The organism is Curtobacterium sp. UNCCL20, assembly GCF_900101675.1.
Taxonomy (GTDB): Bacteria; Actinomycetota; Actinomycetes; order Actinomycetales; family Microbacteriaceae; genus Curtobacterium.
The window spans coordinates 602,671-615,173 of record NZ_FNKG01000002.1; the positions used below are offsets into that span (position 1 = coordinate 602,671).

The window sequence follows — 12,503 nt, forward strand, 5'->3', positions numbered from 1 at the left end:
TCCTGAACCTCCACCGCCTCACCAGCGGAGGAGTCCGGATCAGGTGGTGGGTGCGCCCGCCAGGAAAAGAGACACGCATGCGCAGGCACGCGTCGCTTCGGGGTACCCCTGTACCCGCGACAGCGAACGACTGGACACGACGGATCATCGGTGCTGGCGGCCGAGCTCGACGACGAGCATCGGACGATCGGCGTCTCCTCCTGCGCGGCGGCGTCATCGCCACGGTGACGGCGCTGATCGCCGCCACCGTGGCGATCCAACCCGCAGCGGCAGCCCAGACCGACGTGTCCGAGGCCGAGGGCGTGCTGCTCGGCGGCTCCGGCATCGTGAACGTGGACGACATCGCCCAGCTCGGCGGCGCCTACTCGGCCCGCGGAGCGACCACGGGCGGCGGCACCACGAACCAGCCGCTCAACCTCACCGCGCTCAACGCCGTCGGGGTCGACCTCGGCAACGACGTCAACCTGATCGGGACGAACGGCATCCTGACGCTCGGGGTCGACGGCCAGTACGCCACGACCTCGGCGAACGGCGCGACCGCGTCCTCCGGCCTGCTGACCAACGACGGCGGCATCGGCGTCGGTACCGGGACCGGCACGAGCGCAGCCACGCTGGACCTCAACCCGCTGTTCTCCCGCGTGGGTGCGGACACGGCGGTGCTCTCGAACGCCCAGCTGCAGGTCGGTGCCCTCGCGTCGACGCTGTCGGCCACGCGCGGCACCACCGTCGAGACGTCGAGCGACTACCGGATCGCCAGCGCCAACCTGAACCTGACGAGCCCCGCGGTCGCCGGCCTGTCGACGTCGCTCCGGACCCAGCTCCGGGCAGTCTCGACCTCGGTCAACAACGTGCTGGGGTCCGGAGGCGTGCTCTCCGGGACGACGGGCGCGATCACCTCGCAGATCCAGGACCTGCTCGGGCCCGCGGTGGGCGGACTCGTCTCGGTCAACGGCACGACGGTGTCGGCCACGGCGAACCTCAACCTCGACGGCACGCTGACGCAGGTCCTGCAGCAGCCGCTGACGGACGGTGCGGTGACGATCACCCCGTCGAACGGGTCGATCACGGTCGACCTGGACAAGCTCACCGCGCTCAACGGCCAGCCGGCGAACACCCCCGTGCTCACCACGGCTGCGGTGAACTCGATCAACCAGAGCATCGCGACCATCCTCGGGACGCAGCTCCCGACGGCCCTGCAGACCGCGGTGGTCAACACGATCAACTCGACCGCCGTGACCGTCAACGTCACGGCGAACGTCCGCGCCCTCGGTCTCGCGACCGTGGCGCTCGGGATCCGCGCCGACACGACCCTCGGGGCGCTCGCCGGGACCTCCACCGCGACCCCGACGATCTCGACCACGGGCTCGCTCCTCGGGCTGAACCTCGGCGTCGTCCTCGCGCCCGTGGTCAGCGGCACCGTGGTCCCCACCCTGCAGACCGCGCTCCGTCCGCTGGTCGGCGGTTCCGCCCTGACCGCGCTCGGCACCACGCTGACGACCACGATCAGCGGCGTCGCCACGCTCCTGTCGCCGGTCGTGCTCCTGCTCCGCCAGGTCATCGACCTCACCGTGAACGCGCAGGACACCACCACCGGATTCCGCGACGCCCGCGGGTACGACCCGGGCTCGCGGAGCGTGCACGCCCTGCGGTTGTCGGTCCTGCCCGGCGCGAACGTCGCGACGGTGGACCTCGCCACCTCGACGGTGCGCGCGGCGGCGTTCGTCGCACCGACGATCGCGACACCGACGGCGAACCAGGTGTTCAGCGTCGCGACGGCCACCTCGACCCGCAGCGTCACGGTCACCGGCGCCGGTGAGCCCGGTGCGTCGATCGCCGTGAGCCTCGGCGGCGGCCGCTCCGGCACGGCGACGGTCGCAGCGAACGGCACGTGGAGCACCACCATCGCGAACGTCCCGGTCGGCGACTTCACCGCCACGGCGACGCAGACCGTCGGTGGGACGGCAGCGGGCACCGCCACGCGTGCCTTCTCCGTCGTCGCGCAGCAGCCCCTGACGATCACGACGCCGACGGTCGGTCAGACCTTCACCACCACCGGCACCACGACGCCGGTGACCCTGACGGGCACCTCGACCGCCAACGCCCGGATCGACGTCGACCTCGGCGGCGGGCGCACCGCCACCGGCACGGCGAACGGCAGCGGCGCCTGGAGCGTCACGGTGCCGGGCGTGCCGGTGGGCGCGCAGACGGCGAGCGTCACGCAGACCGTCGGCGACACCACCTCGGCACCGGTCACCCGGGCGTTCCGGGTCGCCGCCGCCGCCGGTCTGACGATCGACACCCCGACGCCGGACCAGGACTTCCCGCTCGCCGGTGACACCCGTGACGTGCCGATCACCGGCAGCGCCCAGCCGGGCGCCCGCATCGACGTGTCCGTCAACGGTGGCGACCGGACGGCGACCACCACCGCGAACGCGGACGGTTCCTGGTCGGCGACGATCACCGGCGTCCCCGCGGGGGACTACCGGGCGAGCGTGACCCAGACGGTCGGTGCCTCGACGAGCGACCCGGTCACGCGTGACTTCACGGTCACCGCTGCGCCGGCACTGCGGATCACCGCGCCGGAGGCCGACAGCACCATCACCGTCGCGGACACCACGTCCACGACGCCGGTGACGGTGTCCGGTACCGCAGCCCCGAACGCGCAGGTCACGGTCGGCATCGGCGGGTCCTTCACCGCCACCGTCACCGCGGACGACGACGGCGACTGGCGGGCCACGTTCCAGGGCGTCCCGGTCGGCGACCGCACCGCGACCGCTCGACAGACGGTCGATGGCACGGTCTCCGGCCCGGTGACCTCCGACTTCACCGTCGCCGCCGGTGCTCCGGTCACGATCACCACGCCGGCCCCCGGCGCGACGGTGACCGTGCTCGACGCGGACACCACGACGGACCTCGACCTGACCGGCACCGCCGAGCCGGGTGCCGCGATCGCGGTGTCGCTCGGTGGCGGCCGCACGGCGACCGCCACGGCGGACGACGACGGGGACTGGGCCGCCACGGTGCAGGACGTGCCGGTCGGGCGCCACACGATCTCGGTCACGCAGACGGTGGGCGGCACCACGTCGCCAGCGGTCCAGCAGGTCGTGACCGTCGCCGCCGGTGCCGACCTGGTCGTCACCGCCCCGACGCAGGGCGCGACGACCGCGGTCGCGACGGACGACTCGACCCTCGACGTCACGGTCTCCGGGACCGCGCAGCCCGGCGCCGGGATCCGCGTCGTCCTCGACGACGGCGGCCCGGTCACCACGACCGCGGGCACCGACGGGACGTGGTCCGTCACGCTGCCGGACGTCGGCACGGGCGACCACACCGCGGCCGTCACGCAGACCGTGCGCGACGAGACCTCGACGGCGATCGACCGTGACTTCACGATCGCGGTCGGGGAGGACCTCGTCATCGACTCACCGACCGACGCACAGGTGGTCCCGGCCGGTGCCGACGACCAGGCCGGCGTCGTGGTCCGCGGCACGGCCGAACCCGGCGCGACCGTCGCCGTCACGCTCGACGACGGCGACCCCGTCGAGGTCGTGGCCGACGCGTCCGGCGAGTGGGCCACCGACCCGCTGCAGCTCGGGATCGGCGACCACACCGTCGCGGCCGTGCAGACCGTGAACGGGACGACGGGTCCGACCGTCACGCGGGCGTTCACCGTCGTGACCGGGACGGCGATCACCATCGACTCGCCCGCCGTCGGCTCGCGCTTCGTGGTGGTCGACGGCGACGCCACCGCCACCGTCCCGATCTCGGGCACGGCCGCTGCGAACGCGGACGTCACGGTGTCGCTCGGCCCGGACACCCGGTTCACGACCCGTTCCGACGCCTCCGGGGCGTGGACCGTGGACGCCACCGGTCTCGCTCCGGTGGGGACCTACACGGTGAACGCGACCCAGACGGTCGGGGGAGCGGACACGTCCGCGATCCCGACGACGTTCCAGGTCGTCACCGCGACCCCGCTCGCCGTCACGGCACCGAGCACCGACCCGATCACCGTCGCCGGCCCGGACGTCACGCGCGCCGTGACGGTCAGCGGCACCGGTCAGCCCGGTGCCTCGGTGACCGCGACGACCGCGGGCGTCGACGACGAGGAGACGACGGTCGCACCGAACGGCACCTGGTCGGTCAGCTTCGACCTCGGGGTCGGCGACCACCCGGTCGCGGTCACGCAGACGCTGCCCGGGACGGTTTCCGACCCGGCGACGTCCGACCCGGTGACGCGGACGGTCACGCTCGAGGCCGCGGACGCCGTGGCGATCTCGACACCCGGGTCGGGCGCAGTCCTCCTGGTGCCGGACGCCGACGCCACCCGTCCCGTGACGGTCACCGGTACCGCCGCGGCCGACGCGCCCGTCCGGGTGCAGCTCGGCGCAGCCGTGCTGACCACCACCGCGGACGGCGACGGTGACTGGACCGTGACCTTCGACGGGGTGGGTGTCGGGACCCCGACGCTGACCGCGAGCCAGACGGTGAACGGCACCACTGCCTCCAGTCCGGAGCAGACCGTCACCGTCCGTGCCGGGACCGCGCTGACGCTGACGACGCCTGAGGACGGCGACGTCCTGACGGTGGCGGACGCCGCCGGCACGGCCGACGTGCGCGCCGCAGGGCGTGCCCAGGCCGGGGCCTCCGTGACGGTGACCCTGTCGACGGGAGCCTCCGACGAGGTGACCGCCGACACGGACGGCGCCTGGGAGACCACCTTCCGGGACGTCCCGGTCGGGGACCACACGGTCCGCGCGACCCAGGTCGTCGGCGGCCAGACGTCCGCGCCGGTCAGCGCCGGCGTCTCCGTCCGCGCCGGTTCGCCGCTCACCGTGACCACGCCGGCCCGGGCCACCACGGTCACCGTCGCCGACGACGACGCCACGACGGACGTCCCGTTGGCGGGCACCGGCCAGCCGGGCGCGACCGTCACGGTCGACCTCGGCGACGGCGGCTCCGCGACCGCGGAGGTCGGCGCCGACGGGCAGTGGTCCACGACGGTCGAGGACGTGCCGACCGGCTCGTACACGGCCGAGGTGACCCAGTCGATCGGCGGCACGACGAGCGCAGCGGTCGAGCGGCCGGTGTCCGTCGTGGCGGCGGCCGACCTCACCGTCCGCCAGCCGGGCGACGACCCGATCACGGTCGCCGACGGCGACGCCACGACCACCGTGACCGTCGCCGGCGACGCCGAGCCGGGCGCCACCGTGGCGGTGACCGTCGACGACCGCGACCCCGTGACGGTGACCGCGGGCGACGACGGCACCTGGACCGTCGACGTCCCGGACCTCGGCGTCGGCAAGCACGACGTGCTCGTGACGCAGACGGTCGACGGCTCCACCTCGACCACCCCCGTCGAGTCCACCTTCGAGATCGCGGCCGGTGCCCCCGTCCGGATCTCGGAGCCGACCACCGGTGACGAGTACGTCGTCGCCGGCCCGGGCGCGACCACCACGGTCGACGTCGCCGGTACCGCCGAGCCGGGTGCGACCGTCGTGGTCGACCTCGGCGGCGGCCGCAGCGAGTCCACCACCGCGACCAGCGGTGGGAACTGGACCGTGTCGGTCCCGGACGTGCCCGCCGGCAGCACCACGGTGAGCGTGACCCAGCAGATCGGTGACACCGAGTCCGCGCCGGTCACGGTCGACATCCGGGTGACGGTCGCCGACCCGATCACGATCGCCACCCCGGAGGACGGATCGACCCTGCGCGTGGCGCAGCGGGACTCCGTCGCCACCGTCACGGCGAACGGTGCGGCCCAGGCCGGAGCGAGCGTCCGGGTGTCGATCGACGGCGGTGACCCGCAGACCGTGCGGGCGAACACCGGCGGGACCTGGTCCGTCGACCTCGACGGGGTCGGCACCGGGGAGCACACCATCCGTGCCACCCAGACCGTCGACGGCTCGACCTCCGCGGCCGTGTCGACCACCTTCACGGTCGCACCCGGCGCGGCGCTGACGGTGGACACCCCGGCCGACGGCGACACCGTCACCGTCCCGGCCGGCACCACGACCGCGACCCTGCCGGTCAGCGGTCAGGGGCAGCCGGGCGGCGTCGTCCGGATCGTGGCCGACGACCGCGACCCCGTCGAGGTCCCGGTCCGCTCGGACGGCACGTGGTCGACCGAGCTCACCGGGCTCGACGAGGGCGCCCACATCGTCGTCGTCACGCAGGTGGTGGGCGGCACGACGTCGCCGCCGATCGAGCGGGACGTGACGGTCGAGGTCGCCGAGGCGGACGCGATCGTGGTCACCTCGCCGGCGAACGGCACCGCGTACCGCGTGCTCAGCGGCACCACCGACGTCCGCGTCACGGGTGTCTCCGAGCCGAACGCGGCGGTCTCGGTCCGCGTCGACGGCGGGACCCCCGTCACGACGACGGCGAACGCCGAGGGTGACTGGGCGGTCACCGTCCCGTCGGTCGGCACCGGCACGCACACGATCGCCGCCGCGCAGACGGTCGGCGGTGCGACCACGAACGCCGCACCCGTCGGGTTCTCGGTCGCCGCTGCCACGCCGGTCCGGGTCACCAGCCCGCCCGACGGCCAGGCGTTCCCGATCACCGGTGCGACGACGTCGATCCCGGTGAGCGGCACCGCCGAACCCGGCGCGCGGATCTCGGTCGACATCGACGGACGCACCGCGACGACGACCGCGGGAGCGGACGGCTCGTGGACGGCCACGGTGGGCCAGGTCCCGCCGGGCACGCACACGGTGTCGGTCACCCAGACCGTCGCCGGTGCGACGTCCGCGCCGGTGACGAGCACGGTCCGGGTCACCACGGCCCAGCCGACCGACGTGACCATCACGAACCCGGTCCCCGGTCAGCTCTTCCCCGCCGACGGCACCGGTGACACCGGCTCGATCACGGTCACCGGGCACGCCACCCCGGGTGCCACGGTGACGGTGCGGCTGTCCGACGGGCAGGTGCGGGTCACCACGGCCGACGCCGAGGGTGACTGGAGCGTGACCTTCGACCGGGTGCCCGAGGGCGACTGGACGATCACCGCGTCGCAGTCGGTCAACGGCACGACGACCGTGTCGCAGCCCGTGCCGGTCGTGGTGTCGGACGTCGACCCGCTCGCGGTCACCTCGCCGACGCCGGGCACGCACCAGGCTGCCTCGGCGGCCGGGTACGTCGACTGGCGGGTCACCGGCACGGCCGAGCCGGGCGCGACCGTCACGGTCGTGGCCGACGACGGCTCGCCGGTCGTGACGACGGCGGACGCCGACGGCGCCTGGGCGGTCGTCATCCGCCTCGGCGTGGGGAGCCACACGATCCGCGTCACCCAGACCGTGGACGGCGCGACCTCGGCCGTGCAGTCGGTCGCGGTCGTGGTCGACGCCGCCGGGACACCGGGCGGTCCGAGCGACCCGGGGACGCCGGGCACGCCGGGTGTTCCTGGGACCCCGGGCGCACCCGGTGCTCCGGGGCTCCCCGGCGGGCCGGGTCCGGTCGGGTCCGGCGCGACCGGTTCCGGCAACGGCTCGGTGACCGGGACCGGGGCCGGCTCAGGCACCGGTGGGCTTGCCTTCACGGGCGCCGACGTCGCCCCGCTCGCCGGTGCCGCCGGTGGACTGGTGGTCCTCGGGTTCCTGCTGCTGGGCCTGTCCCGTCTGGCACGCGGCCTCCGCCGCCGTGGACGCGTCTGACCCCGCAGCACCGCCCGCACTGCGCCTCCCGTCCGGCATCTGCCCGGACTGGAGGCGCGGTGCCGTTCCGCCCCGGACCGCGCTCCCCACAGATGGTCGCGCGGGGGACGACGGTGTCGGTCGTCCCGGCTACCCTTGGGGCGTGGTCACCGCCCTGTATCGCCGTTACCGGCCCGAGAACTTCGCCGAGCTGATCGGACAGTCGCAGGTCACCGATCCGCTCCGGACGGCCCTGCGCACCAACCGGGTCAACCACGCCTACCTGTTCAGCGGTCCGCGCGGCTGCGGCAAGACGACGTCCGCCCGCATCCTGGCCCGCTGCCTCAACTGCGCCGAGGGGCCGACCGACACCCCGTGCGGTGTGTGCCCGAGCTGTGTCGAGCTCGCGCGCGGCGGCTCGGGTTCGCTCGACGTGATCGAGATCGACGCCGCCAGCCACAACGGTGTCGACGACGCCCGCGACCTCCGCGACCGGGCCGTGTTCGCGCCGGCACGTGACCGCTACAAGATCTTCATCCTCGACGAAGCGCACATGGTGACCCCGCAGGGCTTCAACGCGCTCCTCAAGCTGGTCGAGGAACCGCCCGAGCACGTCAAGTTCATCTTCGCGACGACCGAGCCCGAGAAGGTCATCGGGACGATCCGGTCGCGGACGCACCACTACCCCTTCCGGCTCGTGCCGCCCGCGGCGATGCTCGAGTACGTCGAGCAGCTCTGCACGCAGGAGTCCGTGACGGTCGCGCCGGGCGTGCTGCCCCTGGTCGTCCGCGCCGGTGGCGGCTCCGTCCGCGACACCCTCTCCCTGCTCGACCAGCTGATGGCCGGCAGCGAGGACGGCGCGATCGCGTACGAGCGGGCCGTCGCGCTCCTCGGGTACACCGACGCCGCGCTCCTCGACGACGTCGTGGACGCGCTCGCGGTGGCCGACCCGGCATCGGCCTTCGCGGCGATCGACCGCGTCGTGCAGACCGGGCAGGACCCGCGCCGCTTCGTCGAGGACCTGCTCGAGCGCCTCCGCGACCTCATCGTCGTCGCGGCCACGAACGAGAGCGCGGCGGCAGTGCTCCGCGGGGTCTCCCCGGAAGAACTCGACACCATGACCCGCCAGGCCGGCGTGTTCGGCGCGACCGGGCTGTCCCGCGCGGCGGACATCGCGAACCGTGCGCTCACCGAGATGACCGGCGCCACCTCGCCCCGGCTCCACCTCGAGCTCATGACGGCGCGCATGCTCGTGCCCGAGGCGGACGACACCCAGCGCGGCGCCCTCGCCCGGGTCGAGCGGCTCGAGCGGCGGGTGGGTGTCGGTGACGCCGGCGGCCACCACGCCGGCCCGGAGACCCTGCCCCCGGCTGCCCGCACCGCTCCGTCCGAGCCGGCGTCCGCCGGAGCGCCGTCGAGCACCGCATCGGCTCCGGCGCCCGCACCGGCGGAGTCCCCGCGACCCGAGGCAGCGCCGGAACGCCCGGCAGCAGCGACCCCGGCACCGACCGCCGTCCCGACCGAGGCGCCCGGCGCGGCGCCGGAACCGGCAGACCCGGGTGCGGCCGCGCGTCAGGCCGCGGCATCCTGGGCTGCCGCCGTGCCGAGCGCCCCCGAAGCGCCTGCACCCGCACCGTCGGCCGCTGCTCCCGCTCCCGCTCCCGCTCCGGCTCCCGCGCCGAGCGGCACCGCGAACGCGTCCTCCACGGGCCAGGGCACGACCGCCGGCGACGAGCCCGCCGTGCAGCCGATCGCCGCCGTGGGGTTCCAGCAGCTCCGCGACGCGTGGCCCCAGATCGTCGAGCACGTCCAGCGCGCGAAGCGGTCTGCCTGGTCGGTCGTCGTCACCGCGCAGGTCACCGCGCTTCGTGAGGACGTCCTCACGCTGACCTTCCCGAGCCACCAGGACGTCGCATCGTTCAAGGAGATGTCCGACCCGGAATCGAGCGTCAGCGAGCTCCTCCGGTCGGCGATCGTCGACGTGCTCGGGCTCCGGGTGAAGTTCGTCGCCCGTGGTCCGGGCGGTCCGGGGCAGCAGCGTCCCGCGCAGCCGACCGGTGGGCAGACGCCGGCCCCGGCGCAGCAGCCGAGCGCACCGTCGCGGCAGGCTCCGGCGCCCCAGCCGTCGGCGCCCCAGCAGTCGGCCCCTCCGCCGTCGGCCCCCGAGCCGTCGCCGTCCGCGGCGCCGAGCGCGCCGGCAGCGCAGCGTGCCGGTTCCCCGCAGGTAGCGCCGTCCCCGTCCCCGTCCCACGCTCCGGAACCCCCTGCCGCCGCAGCCGCGGCGGAGCCCTCCGGCGCACCGGTGACCCAGTGGGCCGTCGCCGCGATCCCGGCGACCGACCCCACCGCCGGTGCCGTGCCCGAACCCGTGGAGCCCTCGTGGTCCGCGCCGTTCGGTACGACGGACACGGGCGAACCGGTCGCACCCGCCCAGATCGTCTCCGACCCGACGGCGGACGCGGCCCTGGCTGCGCAGCTGCGACCCGCTTCAGCCCTGGCCACCGGCGCACCGCAACCGGCGTCGACGACGGCAGCAGTGCCTCCAGGCGGTCCCGTCGCACCGGACGTGCCGGTCGACGACTACCCGCTCGACGACGACCCCTACGGAGACGGCGAGCCGTACCCGGACGCAGCCGCCGGGGCCGCAGCTGCGGCACCCGCCCGCACCGCCCCGGCCGCCCAGCCGACCACCGCGCCGGCGGAGCAGGCGCAGCAGCAGGCCGCGCCACGTCAGCAGACCGCGCCGCGCCAGCAGGCCGCCCCGCAGGTCCGTCGGACCCCGGTCGCGGGGCGCTACGGCGAGGCCGTGGTGCGTGAGATCCTCAATGCCCAGTTCATCGAGGAGACCTCCCTCCACGAGGAAGGCGCCTGATGTACGACGGCATCGTGCAGGACCTCATCGACGAGTTCGGTCGCCTCCCCGGCATCGGACCGAAGTCGGCGCAGCGCATCGCGTTCCACATCCTCCAGACCGAGTCGTTCGACCCGAGCCGACTGTCCGAGCTCCTGGCGGACGTCAAGGAGCGCGTGCGCTTCTGCGAGATCTGCGGCAACGTCACCGAGAACGTGCAGTGCAGCATCTGCCGCGACCCCCGTCGTTCGCCGGCGGTCATCTGCGTCGTGGAAGAGGCGAAGGACGTCGCCGCGATCGAGCGGACGCGCGAGTTCCGCGGGCTCTACCACGTGCTCGGCGGCGCGATCAGCCCGATCGACGGCATCGGTCCGGACGACCTCCGCATCCAGCAGCTCATGACGCGCCTGGCCGACGGCACCGTCGACGAGGTCATCATCGCCACGGACCCCAACCTCGAGGGCGAGGCGACGGCGACGTACCTCAGCCGCCTGCTCGTGCCGATGGGGATCCGGACCACGCGCCTGGCGTCCGGTCTGCCCGTCGGCGGCGACCTCGAGTACGCCGACGAGGTCACGCTCGGGCGGGCGTTCGAGGGCCGCCGCGTCGTCGGCGGCTGATCGGCCGCCCGGCACGGCCACGCAGGATCGTTGCGTCTGCGACCGCTCGGACGCAACATCCACGAAACACCGTCTACCATTGCAAGACCGCGAACCCGTCGCGGAACCGTCGTCTCCGGGAGTACCAGCCAGTGGCCTTGATCGTGCAGAAGTTCGGTGGATCCTCCGTCGCGGACGCCGAGAGCATCAAGCGCGTGGCGAAGCGGATCGTCCAGACGAAGAAGGCCGGCAACGACGTCGTCGTGGCCGTCTCGGCGATGGGCGACACCACCGACGAGCTCGTCGACCTCGCCCACTCGGTGACCCCGATCCCGGCCGGCCGCGAGCTCGACATGCTCCTCACCGCGGGGGAGCGCATCTCGATGGCGCTCCTCGCGATGGCGATCAAGAGCCTCGGGGTCGAAGCGTCGTCGTACACGGGCAGCCAGGCCGGCATGCTCACGGACGCCCAGCACGGCAAGGCCCGGATCGTCGACGTCACCCCGAAGCGCGTGCGCGAGGCGCTCGACGCCGGCCACGTCGCGATCGTCGCCGGCTTCCAGGGCTTCAACCGCACGACGGGTGAGATCACCACCCTCGGCCGCGGCGGCTCGGACACCACGGCGGTCGCCCTCGCCGCGGCCCTCGACGCGGACATCTGCGAGATCTACACCGACGTGGACGGCATCTTCACCGCCGACCCCCGTGTCGTCCCGAAGGCGCAGAAGGTCGACCGCATCACCAGCGAGGAGATGCTCGAACTCGCAGCCTCCGGTGCGAAGGTGCTCTACATCCGCGCCGTCGAGTACGCCCGTCGGCACGGCGTCACCCTGCACGTCCGCTCGTCCTTCAGCAACGCCGAGGGAACCATCGTCTACAACCCTGCAGAGGGGGAAACCGTGGAAGAACCGATCATCACCGGCATCGCCGGAGACCTCTCCGAGGGGAAGATCACCGTCGTCGGCGTGCCCGACACCCCGGGCAAGGCAGCGGAGATCTTCACGATCGTCGCCCGTGCCGGCGCGAACATCGACATGATCGTGCAGAACGTGTCCGAGGCCGTCACCGGTCGCACGGACATCTCCTTCACGCTCCCGAAGGACCAGGGGCAGGGCGTCCTCACCGCGCTCGAGGTGGCGAAGGCCGACATCGGGTACGAGGGCATCCAGTACGACGACCAGATCGGGAAGCTCGCCCTGGTCGGTGCCGGCATGCGCACGAACGCCGGCGTCTCGGCGTCGCTCTTCCGTGCCCTGCACGAAGCGTCGATCAACATCGAGATGATCTCCACGTCGGAGATCCGCATCTCGGTCGTCACCCGTGCCGACACCCTCAACGAGGCGATGCGCGTCGTGCACAGCGCCTTCGGCCTCGACGCCGACTCCGAGGCCGTCGTCTACGCCGGCACCGGCCGCTGAACGA

4 protein-coding genes are annotated in these 12,503 nt (G+C 73.8%); all 4 read left to right on the forward strand.

The features are described 5' to 3' along the window. Positions 1-224 precede the first annotated feature (224 nt). Positions 225-7,652 carry a choice-of-anchor G family protein gene (locus BLT36_RS12225; protein WP_092095457.1) on the forward strand — a complete coding sequence of 2,476 codons (7,428 nt, stop codon included), beginning with the start codon at positions 225-227 and terminating at the stop codon, positions 7,650-7,652. A 142-nt stretch (positions 7,653-7,794) separates the two neighbouring features. Continuing rightward, positions 7,795-10,503, forward strand: a complete 2,709-nt coding sequence (locus tag BLT36_RS12230) for a DNA polymerase III subunit gamma and tau (RefSeq protein ID WP_092095459.1) — start codon at positions 7,795-7,797, stop codon at positions 10,501-10,503. Next, positions 10,503-11,102 (forward strand): recombination mediator RecR, encoded by a 600-nt coding sequence (gene recR, locus BLT36_RS12235; RefSeq protein WP_022908014.1) that lies wholly within the window; start codon positions 10,503-10,505, stop codon positions 11,100-11,102. The genes BLT36_RS12230 and recR overlap by 1 nt, the downstream gene beginning before the upstream one ends. Before the next feature lie 131 nt (positions 11,103-11,233). Then, entirely contained in the window at positions 11,234-12,499 is a 1,266-nt protein-coding gene (locus BLT36_RS12240) for an aspartate kinase (protein ID WP_092095460.1), read from the forward strand. The last annotated feature ends 4 nt before the right edge of the window (positions 12,500-12,503 follow it).